The organism is Pseudomonas sp. NPDC088444 (assembly GCF_044900175.1).
GTDB lineage: Bacteria > Pseudomonadota > Gammaproteobacteria > Pseudomonadales > Pseudomonadaceae > Aquipseudomonas.
In genome coordinates this window covers 407,508-429,636 of record NZ_JBJDNK010000002.1, presented here as the reverse complement: position 1 = coordinate 429,636, position 22,129 = coordinate 407,508, and the positions used below count along the sequence as shown (strand labels likewise).

Genomic DNA, 22,129 nt, shown 5'->3' with positions numbered 1-22,129 from the left:
GCTGGATCTCCACTCGCTGATCTACCGCTCGATCGTGCGGCTCCAGCGGGCGTTCCATTCCGGGCGGATCTGGTTGACCTGATCCCAGTCGATGGTCACGGCCGTTTCCAGGTACTTGTTCATCGCTTCGACCTGCCCACGGGTGCGGTCGCTGGTCGGGGTTTTCGGGTTGGACGGGATCTGGTCGCCCAACTCCAGCGCCGGAGCCTGGGCTTCGGGGGTGAGCAGGAACTCGGCCAGTTTCTGCGCCAGTTCCGGCTGATCGTTGTTGGCGATGGTGCATTCGGCGACGTTCAACACCACACCGCCTTCCTTGGGCGGGGCGTATTCCACCGGCACACCCTTGAGCTTCAATGCCGTCACTTGGGTCGGCGTCAGCGGGAACAGCGCGGCTTCGCCAGTCTGGACCATCTCGGAAATTTTCGCCGAGCTTGCGATGTATTCCAGCACGTTCGGGCCGACGGTTTTCGGCCAGGCTTTGAAGCCCGGTTCGACGTTGGTTTCGTTACCGCCCTGCAAGCGGTTGAACATCAGGAAACCGTGCAGGCCGAAGGTGCTGGAAGCCAGTGACTGGAATACCAGTTTGTCCTTGTAGCGCTTGTCGGCCATGTCCGCCCATGACGTCGGTGCGCTCCAGCCGTTTTCCTGAAACATTTTGGTGTTGTAGGCCAGGCCCGTGACGCCCAGGCTCACGGCCACTGCCTCGTCCTTGATTTTGCCTTTGGCCGGGATGTCGGCCAGGGTTGCGTTCGGTTGCAGCTTGCCGCACAGCCCCATGGAAATCGCCCGGTACATGATGCCGTCGTCGAGGAACATGACGTGCATCTGCGGGTTGTCCCTGCTGGCCTGCACTTTGGCGAGGATGTCCGAGGAGGTGCCCGGCACGATCACCACCTTGACTTTGTTGGCCTTCTCGAAGGCAGGCAGCACCTGATCGGCGTAGAGGCGTTCCATGGTGCCGCCGTTCATACCCAGATACAGCGTGGTTTCGGCGTGGGCGGTGGCCGCTGCCAGCGTGGCGGCGGCCAGTGGCAGGCCGGTCAGGGCCAGACGTTTCATTTTTTTCAGGGTGTTCATGGCTGCGATCTTCCTCTGAGCAAAGGGATAACGTTGTCCGCGCTTTGAGGCGCGGCAGTGGCAGGCTGTACCGCTTGAAAACGGGTGATCGAGAAGGCATCGAGGGCGATGTCCGGCGCGCCCTTGCAGACCATCTGCGCCAGCGCTTCTCCTGCCGCCGGGCCAATCTGAAAGCCCGAACCGGCAAAGCCGAAACCGTGCAACAGACCGGGTTGCGTAGCACTGGCGCCGAGCACGGGTTCGCGATCCGGCAGGTAACCCTCGGTGCCGCTCCAGGTGCGAATCGCCTGAGCGCCCGCCAGCGGCGGGTACAGTTCGACGGCGTTGCGCAGGATCTCCAGAATTGCCGCCTGGCCTGGCCGCGCCCGGGTTGGATCAAGCGCAAAGCCCTGACCGCCGCCGAGCACGCAATTGCCCCGCGCCACCTGCCGGGCGTAAATGCCACCGCCCTCGACCCCCGTGCTGACGTCCATGAACATCGGCAGTGGTTCGGTGACCAGCATGGCCGGATGGCCGGAGCGCATCGGCACCGGCTCGCCGAACTGTTCGGCCAATCCAGCCGCCCAGGCGCCAGCGCAGTTCAACAGCCACGGTGCGCGGAAATTCTGGCCGCTGGCGGTGCGTACATCGAAGGTGTGTCCGTCATGGCTGACGCTGGTGACGTGCGCCTGTTCGAAGGCTTGCGCCCCCGCCCGCCGTGCTGCCAGGGCGAACGCTGGAGAAACGAGGCGCGGGTTGGCGTGGCCGTCGTCCGCGCACAGTGAGGCGCCCACCGCGACGTCGCCTGCCCACGGGAAGCGCGCGCGCAGTTGCGCGCGATCCAGCAATTGCAGGTTCAGGGCAAAGCCTCGCGAGGCCTGTGCATAGGCCGCCAGCGCGGCCATGTCCTTGTCACTGCGTGCCAGCTTCAGATGGCCGGAGCGCAGGTATTCGCCGTCGATCCCGATCAGGTTTTGCAAGTCGGTCCAGAGACCGTGAGCGCGTTGCGATAAGGGTAATTGCGACAACGGGCGTCCCTGGCGCCGCACACCGCCATAGTTGACGCCGCTGGAGTGCGAGCCGAAAAAATCCCGTTCCAGCAAGGCCACGCGTTTGCCCGCTCTGGCCAGAAACAGCGCAGCCGATGAACCGACAATGCCGCCGCCGATGACCACAGCATCCACTTCGAGTGGCCGACTCATGGTTCGATCTCCACGCCAAACGGCAGCGGTTTGATCGGCGCTTGCCCGCGCAAACGCCCAACGCTGGAGATCTCCCTGCCCGACGCCTGCGCGACGAGCTCAGTCGCCGCCATCCCGCACATTCGCCCCTGACAGCGGCCCATGCCGACCCGACACATGGCCTTGACCCGATTCACCTCCCAATGCCCCTCGGCGACGGTGCGACGAATGTCCCCCGCGCTGACTTCCTCGCAGCGGCACACGGTCATCTCGTCCGGTGCGTTGGCCGCCCAGTGTTCGGGGAAGGGGAACGCGGTTTCCAGGCCGTGGCGAAAACGCTGGATACGGTCGAGCTTGCGTTGCAGTTCCTCGCTGCGGGCCTTGTCGGTCTGATGCCCGGTGTCAGCCAGTAACGTCAGCGCGGCCAGTTCACCGGCCATTTCCGCAGCGTCGGCGCCCATGATGCCTGCGCCGTCTCCCGCCAGATAAACGTCTTCCCGGCTGCTGCGGCCTTGTGCATCGCGACGGGGCAGCCAGGCCCGATTCAACGGGCTCCAGTTGAACTCGCAGCCGAGCAGGTCGGCCAATTGGGTTTCGCTGCGCAAGGCGTGGGCGAACGCGACGGCATCGCAATCCAGACGTCTGAGTTGCTCACCCTCGCGCCATTGCACGCTGTTGATCCGTTGCTGCCCCTGAATGCTGTCCAGCGCAACGCCCTGATGCACGGTGATGCCATGGGCGGTGAGCCAGCTTCGGTAATAGACGCCCTTGGCCAGCGTGGCAGGTTGTCCCAGCAGCGCGGGCAGGGCGCGGGTCTGGGCGGACAGCGGCGAGCTGTCGAGTACGGCGACAACCTTCGCACCGGCCTTGGCGTATTGATACGCCACCAGGTAGAGCAACGGCCCGCTGCCCGCGAACACCACGCGCTCGCCAATGGCGCAGCCCTGAAACTTCAGCGCGATCTGCGCAGCGCCGAGGCTGTACACGCCGGGTAACGTCCAGCCCGGCACCGGCAATATCCGGTCGGTGGCGCCGGTCGCGACGATCAGGCGCCGGTAGCTCACCTGCGTGGCGACCCCATTCGACAGGGTGTCCAGCGTCTGCGCTTCGGCATTCCACACCAGGGTTTCAGGGCGGTAGTCGATGTCGTTCGCCAGCCGATCCAGCGTCGAATGCACGGCTTGCGCTTTCGCCGCTTCGAAGCCGTAGAGCGCTTTGGCCGAGCGCTTGAAGTTCTCCGGCTGACGCCGATAGATCTGGCCGCCGCCTCGCAGGCTTTCGTCGATCAAGCAAGGGCGCATACCGTAGGCGACCAGGGTTTGTGCGGCACGGATACCGGCAGGGCCTGCGCCGACGATGACGATGTCCGATCCGTTCATAGGCAGCGCCCCGGTTCGCGGGCCACCGTGAGTCCGGCTTCCAGCGGTGTGGCGCAAGCGCGCACCCGGCGGCCATCGCCCAGTCTGACCCAACAGTCCTGACAGGCGCCCATCAGGCAGAACCCGGCCCGGGGTTCGGCGCTAAAATCGCTGCCGCGCAGATGGTCGGCACAGGTCAACACGGCGGTCAGCAGGGTATCGCCTTGCAGGCCGTGGGCGGGCTGGCCGTCGAGGGTGAAGGACAGAATCTGGCGGTCGTGTTCGGCCAGTCGTTTCAGTAATGCCATGGTGCGTTCCCCTTCAGGCCCCTGCAGCGGTGAATGTTCAAAAGGTCGGTCATCAGTGACGCCCCACCAATACGCGGTCCAGGCCGTAGACCCGGTCGAGGATGATCATCGTGGCCGCCGTCAGGGCGATGACCAGCGCCGACACGGCGGCCATCATCGGGTCGATGGATTCGGTGGCGTAGACGTACATGCGCACCGGCAAGGTTTGCGTCGAGGGTGAGGTGACGAAGATTGACAGCGTCACTTCGTCGAAACTGTTGATGAACGCCAACAGCCAGCCACCCGCCACACCTGGCAGGATCATTGGCAGGGTGATCTGGCGGAACAGCGTGAAGCGACTGGCACCCAGCGATTCAGCCGCCTGTTCGGCGCTGCGATCCATGCCGATGGCGGCCGCGATCACCAGACGCAGCACATAGGGCGTGATCACCACGACGTGAGCGAGCATCAGCCAGACAAAGCTGCCGTTGACCCCCATCAGTGCGAACAGGCGCAGCATCGCCACGCCCAGCACCAGGTGGGGAATGATGATCGGTGACAGAAACAGGCCGTTGAGGAAGTCGCGCCCCGGAAACTGATAGCGGGTGATCGCCAGCGCAGCGGGGACCGCGATCAGGGTTGCCAGGGTCGCAGCGACCACGGCCAGGATCAGGCTGTTGTAGAACGACTGAATGAAATCGGCGCGTTCGAAAACGGCACGGAACCAGCGCAGGGAAAAGCCATGCCACGGCAGGCTCAAGGTGTTTTCCGGGGTAAACGCCACCAGACACACCACCAGCAGCGGCGCTAGCATGAACACCACGATCAGGGCGTGAAAAGACAGGGCCAGAGGGCCGTTCTTGGACATCGGTCATTCCCCCAGGGATTTTTTATAGCGGCCTTCCACCAGCCGGTTCCACGACAGCATCACCAGCAGGTTGATCAGCAACAGCGCGACGGCAATGGCGGCGCCCATGGGCCAGTTGAGTTCCGAGAGGTACTGGTCGTACACCGTGGTGGCGACCATCTTCAGACGGCGACCGCCCAGCAGGCCGGGGATCGCGAAGGAGCTGGCCGACAGGCCGAACACGATCAGGGTGCCGGACAACACACCGGGCATGACCTGCGGCAGCACCACCTGACGCATCACTGTGGCCTGGCTGGCGCCCAGTGACAGGGCGGCCTGCTCGGCGGAGCGGTCGAGTTTCTGCAACGAGGTCCACACCGGAATGATCATGAACGGCAGCATCACGTGCACCAGCGCCAGCACCACCGCGAACGGGGTATAGAGAAGCTTGAGCGGGCGCCCGCCCAAGGCCTGAATTGCCTGATTGATCAAGCCGTCGGCGCCCAGCAACAGGCTCCAGCCGAAGGCGCGCACCACCACTGAGATCAGCAGCGGGGTCAGGATCAGAATCAGAAAGATCGAGCGCCACGGCGTGCCCATGCGACTGAGGATGTAGGCCTCGGGAACGCCGATCAGCACGCAGAGCAGCGTCACCAGTGCGCTGATCCAGAACGTGCGAAAGAAGATCTCGTAGAAGTACGAGTCGGTGATCAGGTTCAGGTACTGGGCGAAGGTCCAGTGATTGCCCTTGACCCCCACTTCGTAGTCGAACACGTTGAACGACAGCACCAGGGTCAACAGCAACGGCACCACCAGCAGGCCGACGAACAGCGCCAGTGCCGGGGTCGAGAGCAGGTAGCCGCGACCGCTGTCGCGCATCAGGGTTGTGGCACTCATGCCGACACCTCGTCAGCACTGAGCACCCGCAGCAGTTGCGCGGGCCAGTCCAGGCCCACGGCGGTGCCTTCGATCATGGGCGCATCGCCGTTGTTTCGACGCACCACCGTCAACTCGCCAATCGGGGTTTCGATGCGATAGAGCCACTGACTGCCGAGGAAGTAGCGGGTGATGATCCGTCCCTGCAAACGGCCTTCACCGGCACTCACCAGGTCGATCTTTTCCGGACGCAGGCTCAGGGTCAGTTCGCCGTCGCCATGTTGCTCCCGTACTTGCGCCGCGCCGCTGTGATCGCGATCGCCACGCAGCAGATTGGCCTTGCCGACGAAGCCGGAAATGAACCGCGTGCGCGGGTGCTCGTACAGTTTGTACGGCTCGTCGATCTGGGTGATGCGCCCGGCCTGCATGACCACCACGCGGTCACTGATCGACAGCGCTTCGGCCTGATCGTGGGTGACCATCAGCGTGGTAATACCCACTTCGCGCTGAATACGGCGGATCTCGAACTGCATCTCTTCACGCAGATTGGCGTCAAGGTTGGACAGCGGTTCGTCCAGCAGCAGCACCGGCGGTTCGATCACCAGCGCTCGGGCCAGCGCCACCCGCTGGCGCTGGCCGCCAGACAATTCGCGCGGGTAGCGCTCGGCGTGTCTGTCCAGCCGCACCAGCTCCAGCACCCGTGCCACGCGGCGCTGAATGTCGGCGCCTGGCACCTTGCGCATCTTCAGGCCGAACGCGACGTTGTCGCGAACGGTCATGTGCGGAAACAGCGCGTAAGACTGAAACACCACGCCCAGGCCCCGGCTGGCCGGTTTGGCGTGGGTGATGTCGCGCCCATCGAGAAGGATTTTGCCCGAGGTGACGTCGACGAATCCGGCAATCATTTGCAGCGTGGTGGTCTTGCCGCAGCCGGAAGGGCCGAGCAAGGACACGAATTCGCCTTGTTCCACCGACAGATCCGTGGCGACCACCGCGTCGACGGCGCCGTAACGTTTGCAGAGTGCCTGGAGCTGAAGAAATGCCATGGCTGCGTTCCACCTCTTGTTCGTGCACGCCGTCGGCATGCGTTTTTTATGGGCAGATGCGAAGAGAGAAAACATGCGCGTTGCGACGTCACTTCAACGTCGAAGCACTCTGGACGCTGGCGCTCGATCTGGTGTCGGCTGCCGCTGTTGTTCAAATCGCCCTGTGGACTGATCCTAGGTCGAAGAATAGGATGGGCTCAACGACGAATTTCATTGAGCGAGTAGTATTTTCAAGTTTATTCACTCAATGGATAGAAAAAGGAAAAAGTGAAAAATGAATTCCACTGATCGGAATGAAGAAACGAAAGAAACAGGAGTGGGCGCGGTGTCGCGACTGTTCGCGGTGCTGCGTTGCCTGGGCGAATGCCCTGAAGGCGGCGAGCGGGTGACGCAACTGGCGCAGCAGATCGGCCTGTCGCAACCCACGACTCACCGGCTGCTGCGCAGCCTGATGGACGAAGGCATGGTCGAGCAGGACGCTCGCAGCAAACGCTATCGCCTGAGCCTTGAATTCTTCGCGCTGGCTGCCAGAGCCGGGCAGACCGGTAACCTGCGGGATGTGGTGCGGCCGAGCCTGCTGCGCCTGTCGGCCTCGCTGGGGGATTCATTGTTTTTGCTGGCGCGCAGCGGGTTTGATGCGGTGTGCCTGGACCGCAGCGAGGGGCCGTACCCGATTCGCACCTTTACCGGCGACATCGGTGGGCGGGTGGCGTTGGGGGTGGGGCAGGGTAGCTTGGCGATTCTGGCGTTTCTGCCCGAGGAGGAGCGCGACACCGTCATCCGCTACAACTTGCCACGGCTGCGGGATTTTCACCTGTACGACGAAGTCATGCTGCGCTCGGAAATCGACAACGTCCGACGTCTGGGCTATGCCGCGCGCAACACCGGGGTGCTGGAGGGCATGGCGGGTCTCGCGGTGCCGATTCTTGATCGAGAAGGGCGTGCAGTGGCGGCGCTGAGCGTGGCGACCATCACCGACCGGCTCAACGCCGAACGCATGCCGACCGTGGTCGAGATGCTCAAACGGGAAGCGGCCGCCATCGGGCAGAAGATCAATCCGTTTGACCCGGTGCTGCGCAGGCCATCGCAGGTGTTTGGGCAGAAGGATGCATAAACCGGCGACACCTGTTTGGCTGTCGACGCGTGCAGAGCCGATCGCTTTGAATTCAACACGTTAGGGCGGGGCGCGTCAGGTTGTTGACTGCACATTTCGACTGTCCCTTGACGCTTTCAGACCGCCTGTCGGATCTCGCCCACAGCGCTTAAAGAACCCCCGCGCGAAGTCGAATCAGCCTGTGTAAGCCCACCGTTTTGAGCGTTGCTGAAACGGCGGCACAGGGATGTGGCCAGCAGGCAACTTTCGGCAACTGCCATACCGGCAGACCGAAGACCGCAGTCCTCCCTGACGAGATTCCCCATATGTTCAAATCCCTGAGATTGCAGATCCTCGCGCTGCTCAGCGCCAGCCTGGTGCTGGTGCTGTTGATCGCGCTGGCCTGTTTCCAATTCCTCTCCAGTAACGTTCACGCCTATCGCGGCCTGTTGGATGGCCCGCTGCAGGCGTCCCAACTGGTCGATCAGGCCAATCTTCAGTTCAAGGTTCAGGTGCAGGAGTGGAAGAACGTGCTGCTGCGTGGCAAACAGGCGGCGGATCGCGACAAATTCTGGGGCCAGTTCGAGGATCAGGAGCGTCAGGTGCAGGACACGCTGGGCCGTTTGAGTGCGATGAACGATCTGGATGCTGCTACCAAAAATCAGGTCGACAAGCTGCGTGACGAGCACCGGGCGCTGGGTGTGGCCTATCGCAAGGGCCGTGATGCCTTCGTGGCCGCTGGCGGTGACCCGGTCGCGGGCGATCAGGCGGTCAAAGGTGTGGACCGCGCCGCCAGTGACCAGATGAGCGAACTGGTGGTCAGTCTGCGCAAACAAAGCGATGTGCAAGCGACCGTGATCAGCAGCACCGCCGACCAGACCATTCTCATCGGTACCCTGGTGATGCTAGCTTCAGCGTTGCTGGTGGGCGTGCTGACGCTGTGGATGGTCAACCGCAACATTGTTGGCCCGATCAGCATGTTGATCGAGTACGTGGCGCAATTGAGCCAAGGGCGTTTCAGTGACCGAGTGAACGTGACCCGTCAGGACGAACTGGGGCGCCTGGCGGTCGCCGCCAATACCCTGCGTGATTTCCTCGCTGACACCTTCACTCGCCTGAAGCGCAGCACCACGGATCTGGACAGTGCCGGTGGAGAGTTGAAAGCCATCGCTGCATTGATGGCGCAGGGCACCCACGAGCAATTCGAGCGCACCGATCAGGTTGCCACCGCGATGACCGAAATGTCTGCCACGGCACAGGAAGTGGCGCGTCATGCGGCGCAGGCGGCCAATGCCGCGGATGAGGCAGATCGCAGTTCTCAGGACGGCGGCAAGGTCATGAGTGCGACCATCTCCGCGATCAGTCAGATGCGCGCCGAGATCAGCAACACGGCGGAGGTGATTCGTCGTCTGGAAAGCGACAGCGGGCGCATCGGCAAGGTGCTGGAAGTGATTCGCGGCATCGCCGAGCAGACCAACCTGCTGGCCTTGAACGCCGCAATTGAAGCGGCGCGGGCGGGGGATGCCGGTCGCGGCTTTGCCGTGGTGGCGGATGAAGTACGCACCCTGGCCCAGCGCACGGCGGCCTCGACGGCTGAAATCAATCAGATCATCAGTTCGGTGCAGACCGGTGCCGTGGATGCAGCGCTGGCCATTGAAAGCGGTCAGGCGCGCAGTCAGGAAAGTGTCGATCAGGTGGCCTTGGCCGGTTCTTCGCTGGCACGCATTACCGAGGCGGTGGAGGCGATTCGTGACATGAACCGACAGATCGCCACGGCGGCAGAGGAGCAGACCTCGGTGGCCGAAGACATCTCGCGCAACCTCACTGAAATCACCGCCATTGCAACGACCAACCAGAGCAACGTGCAGCGCACCCAGACCGCGAGTCAGGACCTGCATGAATTGTCGGTGGGGTTGAATGATGTGATTTCTCGATTGAGCGCATAGGGCACAACGCCTCTGGAATGAAAAAACGGCACGCCCTGTTCAGAGCGTGCCGTTTTTATTGGCGCATCGGACGCTCATCAGGCGATGACGTCGCTGCTCCATTCGCCGTTGACCAGGCGCTTGAGTCCCAGCGGGTTGGCGTTTTGCAGAGCAGCAGGCAGCAGGCTGTCCGGGTAGTTCTGGTAGCAGACCGGGCGCAGGAAGCGATCGATGGCCAACGTGCCCACCGAGGTGCCACGTGCGTCGGACGTCGCTGGGTACGGGCCGCCGTGGACCATGGCGTCAGAGACTTCCACACCGGTCGGGTAGCCGTTGACCAGAATGCGGCCGACTTTCTCTTCCAGCATCGGCACCAGCCACTGGTACTTTTGCAGGTCGGCGGTTTCACCGATCAGCGTCGCGGTCAGTTGGCCACGCAGGGCCAGCAGCGCGGCTTTCAGTTCAGCGTCGTCAGCCACTTCGATCAGCAGGGTGGTCGGACCGAACACTTCTTCTTGCAGCAGTTCGTCGCCGTTGAGCAGCATGCTCACGTCGGCCTTGAACAGTTGTGCCTGCGCCTGACGGCCTTCCTGCGCCTTACCGGCCAGGTGCGTGACGCTCGGGTGCGCGAGCAGTTTCTGCACGCCTTTGCTGTAGCTGCGCAGGCCGCCTTCGTTGAGCATGGTTTGCGGCGCCTGGCCACCCATGTGCTCTTTTAGCTGTTCGGTGAAAGCGGTCAGGGCTGGAGAGCGAATACCGATCACCACACCTGGGTTGGTGCAGAACTGGCCTGCGCCCAGCACGACCGACGCGGCCAGTTCGCCAGCGATGGTTGCGCCACGGGCAGCGAGTGCGCCTGGCAGCAGGACCACCGGGTTGATGCTGGACATCTCGGCGAACACCGGAATCGGTTGTGGACGCTCGGCGGCCAGTTTGCACAGGGCGTTACCGCCGTGCAGGGAACCGGTGAAGCCCACGCCCTGAATGGCCGGGTGCTTGACCAGACCTTCACCGACGCCACTGCCGAAAATCATGTTGAACACGCCTTTTGGCATGCCGGTTTTCTCGGCGGCGCGGACGATGGCCTGACCGACCAGATCAGCGGTTGCCATGTGGCCACTGTGGGCTTTGACGACCACAGGGCAACCGGCGGCCAGTGCCGAAGCGGTGTCACCGCCAGCGGTGGAGAACGCCAACGGGAAGTTGCTGGCGCCGAACACGGCAATCGGGCCGACGCCGATGCGGTACTGACGCAGGTCAACGCGAGGCAGCGGCTTGCGATCTGGCAGGGCCTGGTCGATGCGCGCACCGAGGAAGTCACCGCGGCGCAGCACTTTGGCGAACAGGCGCATCTGGCCGCTGGTGCGACCACGTTCGCCCTGGATACGGCCCGCTGGCAGAGCGGTTTCCTGGCAAACGAGGGCAACGAAGTCATCGCCCAGTGCGTCCAGTTCGTCAGCGATGGCGTCGAGGAATTCCGCGCGACGAGCGGGGCTCAGTTGGCGGTATTCAGCGAAGGCTTCTTTGGCAGCGAGGGCGGCGGCGTCGATTTCGCCGTCGGTTGCCTGGTGGAAGGCATAAGGCAGGGCTTCGCCCGTGGTGGCATCCAGACTCTTGTGACGGGCTTCGCCGAGGCCGCTGCGGGCGCCGCCGATGAAGTTCTGGCCGAGAACGTTAGGCATCTGCTTCTCCTGTTATTGTTGGGTCGAAACGATTGTTGGATCAAAGCCATCAGGCAGTGGCCTGAAAGACAATCGATGGGTTGGATGAAGCGTGAAGAATGACCGGGAAGGAAGTCGGTCATTCTTTGTTGACGGACATCATACAACTGCATTTTTTTGCCCGCAACCGGTGGCTGTTCGGGCGTATTGCGCTCAGGTGATTTGCGTCAGTACATCCCGTAGCCGGTCCAGCGCCGGGTCGATGTCCAGGGTTTCAATGGCGCCGAAGCCCAGAATCAAGCCGTTGCGGGGCGTGACTTCGTGATAAAAACCCGTCAGCGAATAGAAGCCGATGTCCACTTTGCGGGTCAGCGAGATCAACAGCGGCAGATCGACGGGCACTTTGAACATTACCGCCATGTGAAAGCCAGCCGTGGACGGTATGGCTTCCATCCACGGTGACAGGTCGCTGGCGAAGCGCGCCAGAATTCGCTCGCGACGCCCGGCGTAGACGCCATGGCAGCGGCGAATGTGTTTGTTCAGCAGCCCGTCGCTGATGAATTTGGCCAGCGCCCATTGGGGCAGGGTGCTGGTGTGCCAGTCGCTGAGTTGCTTGGCTTTGATCACCGCTTCGCGAATCGCCTTCGGCAGCACCGCATAGCCCAGCCGCAGTTCGGGTAACAGCGTCTTGGAGAAGGTGCCGACATACGCAACCACGCCAAAGGCGTCCATGCTTTGCAACGAGTCGGTCGGACGGCCTTCATAGCGGAATTCACTGTCGTAGTCGTCTTCGATGATGATCGCGCCGATTCGGCTGGCCTTTTCCAGCAACGCCTGACGCCGGGCCAGGCTCATGGGCATGCCCAACGGCATTTGGTGCGACGGGGTGACATAAATCACGTGGGCGTCTTCGGGGATGCGCTCCACGACGATGCCTTCAGCGTCCACTGGAATGCTCGCCACGTTTGCGCCCTGTGCAGCGAACAGCAGGCGGGCGGGCGTGTAACCGGGGTCTTCCATCGCCACGGTGCAACCCGGTTCGATCAACACCCGGGCGACGAGGTCCAGTGCCTGCTGTGCGCCGTTGCACACCACCATGTCGTCGGCCACGCACCTGACCCCGCGCGCGAACGCGATGTGTCCCGCGATCGCGCTTCGCAACTCAGGGACGCCTTCAGGCTGGCTGTAGAACCCTCGCGCCTGAGCCATCTGGCGCAACGCGTACTGGGTGCAGCGCCGCCATTCGTCGAGAGGAAATTGAGTCTTGGCCGTCGCGCCGCCAATGAAGTCGCAACGCAACGTGCCTTCACGCGTCGGGTGGCGCAGGGGCAGGGAGAGGTTCTGCCAGGCGTCGACCCGCTTCTGGCTGGCCAGATGCGTGGCGCTCTGGTTGCGGGGCGAGGGTGTGTTCAGGGTGTTGACGAAGGTGCCGCTGCCGATCTTGCCCACCAGGTAGTTTTCGTAGGTCAGACGGCTGTAGGTGTCGGAAATGGTCTTGCGCGACAGCCCCAGTTGGGCCGCGAGCAGCCGACTTGGCGGAAGCTGCACGCCGGGCGCAAGACGTCCTGATTCGATGCTTTCGCGCAATTGTTCGTACAGCTGATTGGCCAGGTCCTTGCGGCCATGAATGACAATATGAAGTTCCACGCACAGCGCTCCAGCATCCGAGGGTCAAAACGGGCGAATCGAATTCTAGACCGCAGCCGATGCGAGCCGTTAGTGGCAACTTCGCCATCGGCAAAACCGGTCAATCCCGTTATCCTGCGCGCGGTTTTTCGTTCCCTTTGACGTGCAGCTCGACGGATACCCGATATGGAATTCACCAGCGGCTTTTTACTGAGTCTCTCCCTGTGCCTGGACATTGGCGTGGCCAACATCGCAATGATCACCCTGGCGATGCAGCGCGGCTATTTGCAGGGTTTCTGGCTGGGGCTGGGCACCTGTTTCGGTGATCTGTTCTACGCGGTCCTCGCCTTGGCAGGCATGACCGTGTTGCTGCAATACGACTGGGTACGTTGGGTGATGTGGCTGGGCGGTTCAGTTCTGCTGATCGGGTTTGCGATCAAGATGATCCTGTCGGCCATGAGCAGCCACAGCGAGCTGGCCGTGGCGGGCGACGCGGACAACCGATCCGGCTTGCGAGAATTCTCGCGAGGGATATTCCTGGCCGTGTCGTCACCCACGGCCATTCTCTGGTTCGCGGCGGTGGGCGGCACGCTGATTTCCCGGGCGGGCGGCCACGGCAACCTGAGCACAGCGTTTTTTCTGTCTGGCTTCTTCAGCGCAGGCGTGGCCTGGTGCGCGTTCATCTGCTTTGCTGCTAGCCACGGCGGTCGTTTGTTGGGCGACCGCTTACTGAAGTATTCCTACTGGGTGTCGGCAGCGATCTTCTGCTACTTCGCGGTGTACGTGATGGTGTCCGGTTATCGGGAGTTCATCGTCAACGCTGCGCACACCTGACACCGATATCCGGTATGGCCGTGCCCTTGTGGGAGCCGCCTTGGTGGCGATTGCGGCGCATCAGCGACACCTGAGCTGACAGACACAGCGCTTCGCCAGCAAGCCGGCTCTCATAAGAGATCCGCAATCGGTCACAAGGTCCTCCAGCCTCATGCTAGGGACAATCATCGTTCGCTGCGCTTTCTTCAAGCGCCGAACGTTTACGGCCATGTGTGCTCATAGACATAAGCAACGGCGTAGACAGGATCGTTCCGAGCCACTTTGTGAGCACGACGGGCGGCCTGTTCGAACTTCTTGAAGACGGAGACCCCATGACCACACCGGACACGCAGTACGTGGAGTGGCTGGTTGGGCAATCGATGCTCAACGCCGCAAAACAACGGGCAAAACTCTATGGCGGTCAGGGGCGCCTCTGGCAACGGCCCTATGCGCAGGCCAGACCTAGAGACGCCTCGGCGATTGCCTCCGTCTGGTTCACGGCTTATCCGGCGTCGATCATTACCCGCGATGGCGGCTCGGTATTGGAGGCGCTGGGTGACGAAAAGCTCTGGCACACCCTCTCCGAAATCGGCATTCAGGGCATCCACAACGGCCCATTGAAAGCCTCCGGTGGCCTCAAAGGGAGGCAGAAAACCCCGAGCATTGACGGCAATTTTGACCGCATCAGCTTCGAGGTCGATGCCGAGCTGGGCACCGATGCCCAGTTCCTCAACCTCAGCCGCATCGCCGCCGCCCACAACGCCGTGATCGTCGACGACGTCATTCCGTCTCACACGGGCAAAGGTGCCGACTTCCGCCTCGCCGAACTGGCGTACGAGGATTATCCGGGCCTGTACCACATGGTCGAGATCAAGGAAGAAGACTGGCCGTTGTTGCCTGATGTTCCAGCGGGACGTGACGCGGTGAACTTGCCGCCGGCGACCGTCGATGCGTTGCGGGACAAACATTACATCGTCGGCCAGCTGCAACGGGTGATCTTCTTCGAGCCGGGCGTCAAGGAGACTGACTGGAGCGCTACGCCGGTGATCACCGGAGTTGACGGCAAGGACCGGCGCTGGGTCTACCTGCATTATTTCAAAGAAGGGCAGCCGTCCCTGAACTGGCTTGATCCCAGCTTCGCCGCGCAACAGATGATCATCGGCGATGCCCTGCACGCCATCGATGTGATGGGCGCGCGGGTTCTGCGTCTGGATGCCAACGGGTTTCTCGGCGTCGAGCGCAAGGCTGAAGGCACGGCGTGGTCGGAAAGCCATCCGCTGTCGATCACCGGCAACCAATTGCTGGCCGGGGCGATTCGCAAGGCAGGGGGCTTCAGTTTTCAGGAGCTGAACCTGACCATCGATGACATTGCCGCGATGTCCCATGGCGGCGCCGACCTGTCTTACGACTTCATCACGCGCCCGGCGTATCAGCACGCGTTACTGACCGGGCGCACCGAGTTTCTACGCCTGATGCTGCGCCAGGTGCATGAATTCGGCATCGACCCGGCTTCGCTGATTCATGCGCTGCAAAATCACGACGAACTGACCCTGGAACTCGTGCATTTCTGGACGTTGCACGCCCACGATCAGTATCTGTACATGGGCCAGACCTTTCCCGGCAACATCCTGCGCGAGCACATCCGCGAGGAAATGTACGAGCGACTGGCAGGGGAACACGCGCCGTACAACCTCAAGTTCGTCACTAACGGGGTGTCGTGCACCACGGCCAGCATCATCACTGCTGCCTTGGGCATTCGCGATCTGGACGCCATCACGTTGAGCGACATTGAACGGATCCGCCACATTCATTTGCTGCTGGTGATGTTCAACGCCATGCAGCCGGGCGTCTTCGCGCTCTCCGGCTGGGACCTGGTGGGCGCCTTGCCACTGCCCGCCGAGCAGGTCGAGCACCTGATGGGCGATGGTGACACCCGCTGGATCCACCGAGGCGCCTACGATCTGGTGGACTTGGACCCCGACAACGAACGCTCGGCAGGCGGCATGCCTCGCGCGAAGACCTTGTATGGCAGCCTCACCGAGCAATTGCAGAAGCCGGACTCATTCGCCTCGCAACTGAAGAAAATCCTCGCTGTACGCCGTGCCTACGACATCGCCGCCAGTCGCCAGATCCTGATCCCCGATGTCGAGCATCCGGGGCTGTTGATCATGGTTCATGAACTCCCGGCGGGAAAGGGCACGCAAATCACCGCGCTCAACTTCAGCGCCGAGCCGTTGGTCGAAACCCTGCACCTGCCGGGCATCGCACCGGGGCCGGTAGTGGACATCATCAACGAACGGGTCGAAGGGGATCTGACCGAAGAAGGCGAATTCACCATCACCCTCGACGCTTATGAGGGGCTGGCGTTGCGGGTCGTGAGCATGGTGGCGCCTATGATGTGAGCGTTTTGCCGTGGCTCGGCGGTTCCAGGTTCTGAGCCGCGAAACGTGCTCGGCATTATCGCTTTGATCAATGTTCACCATCGACCCGCTCAAGTTCTGATTTCCCCGACAAAGGCTCAGCATGGCCCCATGCCCTGAGCCCCTGTTTCGGAGACGTCTCCCCCGTGAAAATCAAAATGGCTGCCCTGATTGCCCTTGTCGCTGTGTTGGCCGGTTGTGCCGTGCCCGGTGCGCCCCGTTATTCCAATGCGCCAGACGCGCCGTTCCACGCTTCCGGTGTCGCATCGGGCGTGACCCTCAAGCGCACGCAAACCGTGGGCGTGATTTTCTCCGAAAACACGGTTGCCAACCTGGCCTACATGAAAAGCTACAACACTGCGGCTCAGAGCGGTCTGGTGGCGAAGCTGACGGACAGCCGCATTACTGAGGCCTACGTGAACAGTTCCGATCCGGAGTTGGCGATCAACTGGTTCGCGCAATCGCTGGAAAAGCAGTTCTCCAAAGTCGCGTTCTACGAAAACCTGGACGACGTCGTGGCCGCACGGCCTGATGTAATCGTGCTGCTCGACACCCGCAACACGCTGATCACCGAACGCAGCGCCGACGTGCAAGCGAGCATCAGCGCCGAGTTCTTCGACAGCAACTTCAAGTTCATCGGCAAGGCTGAAGGCAGCGATGCCAAATCCATGTCGCCGATCTGGGCGCACACCAAACGCGCCCCCGAAATTGCGGCACAGATCAATGAACAACGTGCTGTTCAGGTCAACGCCCTGCAGAAGTTCGACACCTCACTGGAGGCACTGATCAAGGCGCAATCCTGATCTTGCCTCTGCGCCTTGGTGGCGAACCTTCGCTTTGTGTAGCCTCTGATAAACTTCAGTGCCTCGCTACCTCGGGAGGTCATTTATGAGCGATTCGGTTCGTCTGACCCAATACAGCCACGGCGCCGGTTGTGGCTGCAAGATTTCTCCAAAAGTGCTGGAAACGATCCTCGCCGGTTCCGGCGCTCAGCACCTCGATTCGCGCCTTTGGGTGGGCAATGCCTCCCGAGACGACGCAGCGGTTTACGCGATCGATGATGAAAAGGGCGTGGTGTCCACCACCGATTTCTTTATGCCCATCGTCGACGATCCTTTCGATTTCGGGCGCATCGCCGCCACCAACGCCATCAGCGACATTTACGCCATGGGCGGCAATCCGTTGATGGCCATTGCCATTCTGGGCTGGCCGGTCAACGTGCTGGCCCCGGAGATTGCCCGGGAGGTCATCCGAGGTGGTCGCGCCGTGTGCGATGCGGCGGGTATCCCCTTGGCCGGTGGGCACTCCATCGATGCGCCCGAGCCGATCTTCGGCCTGGCAGTCACCGGGTTGGTCGAAAAACGCTTCATGAAGCGCAATGACACCGCCATTGCAGGCTGCAAGTTGTTTCTGACCAAACCCTTGGGCATTGGCATCCTCACCACCGCAGAGAAGAAGGGGCTGTTGCGCGAGGCCGACGTCGGGGTGGCGCGGGATGTGATGTGCACCCTGAACACCCCCGGCAGCCGGTTTTCGAAACTGGTCGGCGTCAAGGCCATGACCGATGTGACCGGTTTTGGTCTATTGGGGCACCTGGTGGAAATGGCCGATGGCAGCCGACTCACTGCGCGCCTTGATGCCTCGGCCGTACCGCGTCTGGCCCATGTTGACGGGTACATCGAGCAACAGTGCATTCCTGGCGGTACTCATCGCAATTTCGACAGTTATGGCGAGCGCATCGGCCCACTGACCGACCTGCAAAAATGGCTGTTCTGTGATCCCCAGACCAGCGGCGGGCTGTTATTGGCGGTCGAGCCTGGCGCAGAACCTGCCTTTTTGGCGATGGCGAGCGAGCTGGGGTTGGCGCTGTCGCCCATTGGCGAGTTCGTCGAACGAGGGTCGCTGGCGGTCGAGGTGTTCTGATCCGCCGCGCAGAGTAACGCCGCCGGGCAGGCGGCGTTGACCGTCAGGCGCTTCCTTTACAGAATCGCCGCGCCCACCAGTCCGCTGACAACACCAATCACCATCGTCAGCACACCCACGGTCACCAGCACCTTGCTGTCGAAAGATTTACGCAGCATTAATAGTGACGGCAGGCTCACGCTGGGTAAGGTCATTAGCAGTGCGACGGCGGGGGCGGTGCCCAGCCCGAGCGCCATCAAGGTCTGCACGATGGGAATTTCCGCCGCTGTCGGAATCACGAACAGGGTCCCGACAATCGCCAGCGGGACGAGCCACAACAGGCTGTTGCCCATGGCGCCGTCCACGTGGGGAAACAGCCAGACCCGGGCGGCGCCAAGCGCCAACACGGCGATGACGTAGATCGGGATGGTGGTCCAGAACAGTTGCCACAGCGTCTTGGCCCAGCGGCTGAGCAGGCTGCCATGGTCCGGCGCCTCGGCGTCGCTCACGGCATCGAGGGCTTCTTCCGGCGGCACTTCCGGTGGGGCAATGCGTTGCGCCACAAGGGACACACCGATGACCAGCACGATACCCGCCACCAGACGCAGCGCAGTGAATCCCCAGCCCAGGACGAAGCCCATGAACACTAGCGTGGCCGGATTCAACACAGGATTGGCGATCCAGAACGCCAGCGCAGCCCCCACCGAGACCCTTTGTTTGCGCAAGCCGGCCGCGACGGGCGCGGCGCAGCAACTGCACATCATACCGGGCAGAGCGAACAGACCGCCGCGTATCGTCGAGCCCAACCCGGCGCGCCCGAACAGGCGTAGCAGCCAGTCTCTGGGAATCAATACTTGCAACAGCGAGCCGAGAATCACCGCCAGCACGGCTGCTTTCCAGATCGCCAGAAAATACACCTGCGCATAGGCCAGTGCTGCGGCCCATGGATTGGCGGGGTTGTCGTTGATGATTGAGCCGCCGATGGTGTGGGTGTCGGCGGCAACGAAGGATTTGAGGTAGTACGGCGACCATTTGACGTAGTACAGGCCAGCGGCGGCGACCAGCAAGAACAGCAGCGGTTTCCACCAGAAAGACCAGCCACGGCGTGCAGCGACGAGCGGGAGTGTGGTCATGACAGGCACCCGGTCAGGAGGGCGGAGGGGGGACGTGGTCACGGCTCAGTGTAGTAGGTGTTGCAGAGTGTGTCGCAATGGCGGGCGGCGAGTGCATGCCCTCGTCGCCCGCCATGTGCAGAGAGGAAGGCCGCTGCCTTAAGCCTCATCTTCCTTGTGCAGTACGAACAGCAGGAGCGAACGCGGGCTGACGGTGTATTCGGTGCCGAATTCGAAGCGGTCCTTGCCTTTGATGTCCGGCTGGTTAGTGTCGATCAGGCTGATCCAGTTCACCCCCTCCGGGACTTCCGGCAGGGTAAAGTTGACCCCTTCATGGTGCGAGTTGACCACCAGCAGCATGGTCGCGTCAGCGCCACGACGCAGAATGCCGGTCTCCTGCGCGCGCCCGTCGATTAGCATGCCCAGGCAGCGCGCATTGCGGTCGTGCCACTGCTCGATGCTCATTTCCTGTCCGTTTGGCGCCAGCCAGGTCACGTCCTTGACCCCCAGCTCTTCGTTGTAATCGCCCACCAGGAAACGCCCGCGACGCAGGACGGGGTAGGTGATACGCAACTTGATCAGGCGTTTGACGAAAGTGTGCAGCGCGGTGCCGTCAGCGTCCCAGTCCCAGTTGACCCAGCCGATCTCGCTGTCCTGGCAATAGGCGTTGTTGTTGCCGTGCTGGGTGCGAGCGAATTCGTCCCCGGCCACGATCATCGGCGTGCCCTGTGAGAACAGCAGGGTGGCAAAGAAGTTGCGCATCTGACGCAGGCGCAGCGCATTGATTTCCGGGTCGTCGGTCGGGCCTTCGACGCCATGGTTCCAGGAGCGGTTGTCGTTGCTGCCGTCCTGATTGTTCTCGTCGTTGTCCTCGTTGTGCTTGTCGTTGTACGACACCAGATCGTGCAACGTAAAGCCGTCATGAGCGGTGACGAAGTTGACTGAAGCAAACGGCCTGCGGCCGCGCTGGTTGAACAGGTTGCCGGAGGCCGTCAGGCGGCTGGCGAGGTCCGCCAACTGGCCTTCGTCGCCTTTCCAGAAAGCGCGCACCGTGTCGCGGAATTTGTCGTTCCACTCGGCCCAGCCCGGCGCAAAGTGCCCCACCTGATAGCCGCCCGGGCCGCAGTCCCACGGTTCGGCGATCAATTTGACCTGACGCAGCACCGGGTCCTGACGGCAGGCGACGAGGAAGCTGTGGCGCTCGTCGAAACCGTCGTGATACCGACCGAGGATGGTTGCCAGGTCGAAACGAAAGCCGTCCACGTGCATCTCGCTGGCCCAGTAGCGCAGGGAGTCGGTGACCATTTGCAGCACACACGGGTGGCTCAAATCCAGCGTGTTGCCGGTGCCGGAGTCGTTGATGTAGAAGCGCTTGTCGTCAGGCATCAATCGGTAATACGAGGCGTTGTCGATGCCCCGCATGGACAGTGTCGGCCCCAGCTCGTTGCCTTCGGCGGTGTGGTTGTAGACCACGTCGAGAATCACCTCCAGCCCTGCGTGGTGCATATGCGCGACCATTTCCTTGAACTCGGCGATCTTGCCGTGGGCCAGGTAGCGCGGATCCGGGGCGAAGAAGGCGATGCTGTTGTAGCCCCAGTAGTTGGTCATGCCTTTTTGCAGCAGGTGCTGGTCGTTGACGAAGGCATGAATCGGCAGCAGTTCCACGGACGACACGCCCAGCCCCTTGATGTGCTGGATGACCTCATCGACCATCAACCCGGAAAACGTGCCTTTGAGTTCATCTGGCACCGAAGGGTGCCGCATCGTGAAGCCACGGGTATGGGTCTCGTATAGGATGGTTTTTTCCCATGGCACGTTGACCCGCTGATCCCGGCCCCAGGTATAGGCCGGGTCGATCACCTTGCTCTTGGGCACGAAGGGGGCGCTGTCTCGTTCGTCGAAACTGAGGTCGCCATCCGGGTGGCCGATGGTGTAGCCGAACAGCGATTCTGACCATTTGAGCTTGCCCACCAATTGCTTGGCATAGGGGTCGATCAGCAGTTTGTTGTGGTTGAAGCGATGACCGTTTTTCGGGTCATAGGGACCGTACACGCGATAGCCGTAAACCAGCCCGGGGTGGGCGTCAGGCAGATAGCCGTGAAAGATCTCGTCGGTGTATTCGGGGAGTTCGATGCGCTCAAGCTCCGTCTCGCCGGAAGAGTCGAACAGGCACAGTTCGACCTTGGTCGCGTTGGCCGAAAAAATCGCGAAGTTGACCCCCAATCCGTCCCAGTTCGCGCCGAGGGGGAAGGGCAGGCCTTCACGAATGCGCGAGGGGTTGATTTCCGGCACGTCGGCCTTGCTGGAGTCATTCTTGGGGGCGGTGTTTTTGTCTTGCTTGCTCATGGGGATTCCTGACGGTCGAATGATTTCCTGAAGGCGAACAACACCTATACCGCAGGCGGCGGGCAGGCGGCCGGAACTGCGTGATTGGTTGAAACGGGCAAAGGGGTTACCGCAGGTTCAGACGATCGTTTTCAGGCGATCCCTGCGGTAGAGGTCTGCTGTGCTGCGAAGCGTCGCCGTGAGCGAGTCAAGGCGCGGGAGGCTTGGCGGCCGGGGCCTTTTTCACAGCAGGTTTGGCTGCGGGTTTGGCGGCAGGCTTGGCAGCCGGTTTGGGGGCTGCTTCGGCACTGCTGGCGGCCGCTTTCGGCTTGGCGGGCGCCTTGGGTTTTGCCGCTGGCTTTTCCGCCGCTTTCACAGCAGGTTTGGCCGCTGCTTTGGCCGCAGGTTTTGCAGTTGCCGCTTTAGGTTCGGCCTTGGCTTTAGCGGCTTTTGGAGCCGCGGCTTTCTTCGGCGCCTTGGCTTCCGCCTCCGCCAGCTTGCGGGCCTGCTCCCAATGGATGGCATCTTTACCGTGGGGCTTACCCTCGGATTCCCAGATCTGGTGGGCTAGCTCGCTGATTCGTTTTTCGTCGGCACTCAT

Annotated in this window: 19 protein-coding genes; 7 read left to right on the top strand and 12 right to left on the bottom strand. The window is 62.2% G+C overall.

Going from position 1 to position 22,129, the window contains the following annotated elements:
• Positions 1 to 21 precede the first annotated feature (21 nt).
• From ACI2KB_RS06360 to ACI2KB_RS06330, 7 genes are read right to left on the bottom strand one after another with little or no spacing between them, the layout of a single operon-like run.
• Positions 22 to 1,068 carry an ABC transporter substrate-binding protein gene (locus ACI2KB_RS06360; RefSeq protein WP_404632788.1) on the bottom strand — a complete coding sequence of 349 codons (1,047 nt, stop codon included), beginning with the start codon at positions 1,066 to 1,068 and terminating at the stop codon, positions 22 to 24.
• A 5-nt stretch (positions 1,069 to 1,073) separates the two neighbouring features.
• A complete protein-coding gene (locus ACI2KB_RS06355; RefSeq protein WP_404632523.1) occupies positions 1,074 to 2,258 on the bottom strand; it encodes an NAD(P)/FAD-dependent oxidoreductase in 1,185 nt (394 codons plus the stop codon).
• A complete protein-coding gene (locus ACI2KB_RS06350; protein WP_404632521.1) occupies positions 2,255 to 3,616 on the bottom strand; it encodes an FAD-dependent oxidoreductase in 1,362 nt (453 codons plus the stop codon). The genes ACI2KB_RS06355 and ACI2KB_RS06350 overlap by 4 nt, the downstream gene beginning before the upstream one ends.
• Positions 3,613 to 3,903, bottom strand: a complete 291-nt coding sequence (locus ACI2KB_RS06345) for a (2Fe-2S)-binding protein (protein WP_404632519.1) — start codon at positions 3,901 to 3,903, stop codon at positions 3,613 to 3,615. The genes ACI2KB_RS06350 and ACI2KB_RS06345 overlap by 4 nt, the downstream gene beginning before the upstream one ends.
• A 52-nt stretch (positions 3,904 to 3,955) precedes the next feature.
• Positions 3,956 to 4,750: an ABC transporter permease gene (locus tag ACI2KB_RS06340; RefSeq protein WP_404632517.1), complete on the bottom strand. Its 795-nt coding sequence runs from the start codon at positions 4,748 to 4,750 to the stop codon at positions 3,956 to 3,958.
• 3 nt (positions 4,751 to 4,753) lie between these two features.
• Positions 4,754 to 5,626 carry an ABC transporter permease gene (locus tag ACI2KB_RS06335; RefSeq protein ID WP_404632515.1) on the bottom strand — a complete coding sequence of 291 codons (873 nt, stop codon included), beginning with the start codon at positions 5,624 to 5,626 and terminating at the stop codon, positions 4,754 to 4,756.
• The gene (locus tag ACI2KB_RS06330) at positions 5,623 to 6,651 is read right to left on the bottom strand and encodes an ABC transporter ATP-binding protein (RefSeq protein ID WP_404632513.1); all 1,029 of its coding nucleotides are present in this window, start codon (positions 6,649 to 6,651) and stop codon (positions 5,623 to 5,625) included. The genes ACI2KB_RS06335 and ACI2KB_RS06330 overlap by 4 nt, the downstream gene beginning before the upstream one ends.
• On the opposite strand from ACI2KB_RS06330, the gene ACI2KB_RS06325 reads away from it, so the two are divergent.
• The 3 genes from ACI2KB_RS06325 (at position 6,645) to ACI2KB_RS06315 (ending at position 9,690) form a co-directional block, all read left to right on the top strand.
• Complete coding sequence (locus tag ACI2KB_RS06325; protein ID WP_404632511.1) at positions 6,645 to 6,929, top strand: hypothetical protein; 285 nt, start codon at positions 6,645 to 6,647, stop codon at positions 6,927 to 6,929. The two genes, ACI2KB_RS06330 and ACI2KB_RS06325, sit on opposite strands and share 7 nt — an antisense overlap.
• Positions 6,926 to 7,765, top strand: coding sequence for an IclR family transcriptional regulator (locus ACI2KB_RS06320; protein ID WP_404632509.1), 840 nt, complete (start codon positions 6,926 to 6,928; stop codon positions 7,763 to 7,765). The genes ACI2KB_RS06325 and ACI2KB_RS06320 overlap by 4 nt, the downstream gene beginning before the upstream one ends.
• Before the next feature lie 305 nt (positions 7,766 to 8,070).
• On the top strand, positions 8,071 to 9,690 hold the full coding sequence (locus ACI2KB_RS06315; protein WP_404632507.1) for a methyl-accepting chemotaxis protein: 1,620 nt from the start codon (positions 8,071 to 8,073) through the stop codon (positions 9,688 to 9,690).
• Positions 9,691 to 9,767: 77 nt separating this feature from the next.
• On the opposite strand, the gene ACI2KB_RS06310 is transcribed toward ACI2KB_RS06315, so the two are convergent.
• Entirely contained in the window at positions 9,768 to 11,351 is a 1,584-nt protein-coding gene (locus tag ACI2KB_RS06310; RefSeq protein WP_404632505.1) for an aldehyde dehydrogenase (NADP(+)), read from the bottom strand.
• A gap of 192 nt (positions 11,352 to 11,543) precedes the next feature.
• A complete protein-coding gene (locus ACI2KB_RS06305; RefSeq protein ID WP_404632503.1) occupies positions 11,544 to 12,977 on the bottom strand; it encodes a PLP-dependent aminotransferase family protein in 1,434 nt (477 codons plus the stop codon).
• A gap of 165 nt (positions 12,978 to 13,142) precedes the next feature.
• Here ACI2KB_RS06305 and ACI2KB_RS06300 point away from each other — a divergent pair, with 165 nt between their 5' ends.
• The 4 genes from ACI2KB_RS06300 to selD all read left to right on the top strand — a co-directional run bounded on the left by ACI2KB_RS06300 (position 13,143) and on the right by selD (position 18,112).
• Entirely contained in the window at positions 13,143 to 13,790 is a 648-nt protein-coding gene (locus tag ACI2KB_RS06300) for a LysE family translocator (RefSeq protein WP_404632501.1), read from the top strand.
• Positions 13,791 to 14,101: 311 nt separating this feature from the next.
• Positions 14,102 to 16,171, top strand: a complete 2,070-nt coding sequence (treS, locus tag ACI2KB_RS06295; RefSeq protein WP_404632499.1) for a maltose alpha-D-glucosyltransferase — start codon at positions 14,102 to 14,104, stop codon at positions 16,169 to 16,171.
• 164 nt (positions 16,172 to 16,335) lie between these two features.
• A complete protein-coding gene (locus tag ACI2KB_RS06290) occupies positions 16,336 to 16,992 on the top strand; it encodes an ATPase (RefSeq protein ID WP_404632497.1) in 657 nt (218 codons plus the stop codon).
• Positions 16,993 to 17,077: 85 nt separating this feature from the next.
• Positions 17,078 to 18,112, top strand: coding sequence for a selenide, water dikinase SelD (gene selD, locus ACI2KB_RS06285; RefSeq protein WP_404632495.1), 1,035 nt, complete (start codon positions 17,078 to 17,080; stop codon positions 18,110 to 18,112).
• Positions 18,113 to 18,168: 56 nt separating this feature from the next.
• Here selD and ACI2KB_RS06280 read toward each other — a convergent pair whose 3' ends face one another.
• From ACI2KB_RS06280 to ACI2KB_RS06270, 3 genes are all read right to left on the bottom strand, one after another.
• Complete coding sequence (locus ACI2KB_RS06280) at positions 18,169 to 19,224, bottom strand: permease (RefSeq protein ID WP_404632493.1); 1,056 nt, start codon at positions 19,222 to 19,224, stop codon at positions 18,169 to 18,171.
• A 138-nt stretch (positions 19,225 to 19,362) separates the two neighbouring features.
• On the bottom strand, positions 19,363 to 21,549 hold the full coding sequence (gene glgX, locus ACI2KB_RS06275) for a glycogen debranching protein GlgX (protein ID WP_404632491.1): 2,187 nt from the start codon (positions 21,547 to 21,549) through the stop codon (positions 19,363 to 19,365).
• Between the two features lie 187 nt (positions 21,550 to 21,736).
• The gene (locus ACI2KB_RS06270) at positions 21,737 to 22,129 is read right to left on the bottom strand and encodes a DUF2934 domain-containing protein (RefSeq protein ID WP_404632489.1); all 393 of its coding nucleotides are present in this window, start codon (positions 22,127 to 22,129) and stop codon (positions 21,737 to 21,739) included.

Excerpts from the sequence above, each read along its gene's own strand:
- ACI2KB_RS06355 (WP_404632523.1), bottom strand. The coding sequence starts at position 2,258 with ATGAGTCGGCCACTCGAAGTGGATGCTGTGGTCATCGGCGGCGGCATT.
- ACI2KB_RS06350 (WP_404632521.1), bottom strand. The coding sequence starts at position 3,616 with ATGAACGGATCGGACATCGTCATCGTCGGCGCAGGCCCTGCCGGTATC.
- ACI2KB_RS06345 (WP_404632519.1), bottom strand. The coding sequence starts at position 3,903 with ATGGCATTACTGAAACGACTGGCCGAACACGACCGCCAGATTCTGTCC.
- ACI2KB_RS06340 (WP_404632517.1), bottom strand. The coding sequence starts at position 4,750 with ATGTCCAAGAACGGCCCTCTGGCCCTGTCTTTTCACGCCCTGATCGTG.
- ACI2KB_RS06335 (WP_404632515.1), bottom strand. The coding sequence starts at position 5,626 with ATGAGTGCCACAACCCTGATGCGCGACAGCGGTCGCGGCTACCTGCTC.
- ACI2KB_RS06325 (WP_404632511.1), top strand. The coding sequence starts at position 6,645 with ATGCCATGGCTGCGTTCCACCTCTTGTTCGTGCACGCCGTCGGCATGC.
- ACI2KB_RS06330 (WP_404632513.1), bottom strand. The coding sequence starts at position 6,651 with ATGGCATTTCTTCAGCTCCAGGCACTCTGCAAACGTTACGGCGCCGTC.
- ACI2KB_RS06320 (WP_404632509.1), top strand. The coding sequence starts at position 6,926 with ATGAATTCCACTGATCGGAATGAAGAAACGAAAGAAACAGGAGTGGGC.
- ACI2KB_RS06315 (WP_404632507.1), top strand. The coding sequence starts at position 8,071 with ATGTTCAAATCCCTGAGATTGCAGATCCTCGCGCTGCTCAGCGCCAGC.
- ACI2KB_RS06310 (WP_404632505.1), bottom strand. The coding sequence starts at position 11,351 with ATGCCTAACGTTCTCGGCCAGAACTTCATCGGCGGCGCCCGCAGCGGC.
- ACI2KB_RS06300 (WP_404632501.1), top strand. The coding sequence starts at position 13,143 with ATGGAATTCACCAGCGGCTTTTTACTGAGTCTCTCCCTGTGCCTGGAC.
- treS (WP_404632499.1), top strand. The coding sequence starts at position 14,102 with ATGACCACACCGGACACGCAGTACGTGGAGTGGCTGGTTGGGCAATCG.
- selD (WP_404632495.1), top strand. The coding sequence starts at position 17,078 with ATGAGCGATTCGGTTCGTCTGACCCAATACAGCCACGGCGCCGGTTGT.
- ACI2KB_RS06280 (WP_404632493.1), bottom strand. The coding sequence starts at position 19,224 with ATGACCACACTCCCGCTCGTCGCTGCACGCCGTGGCTGGTCTTTCTGG.
- glgX (WP_404632491.1), bottom strand. The coding sequence starts at position 21,549 with ATGAGCAAGCAAGACAAAAACACCGCCCCCAAGAATGACTCCAGCAAG.
- ACI2KB_RS06270 (WP_404632489.1), bottom strand. The coding sequence starts at position 22,129 with ATGAGTGCCGACGAAAAACGAATCAGCGAGCTAGCCCACCAGATCTGG.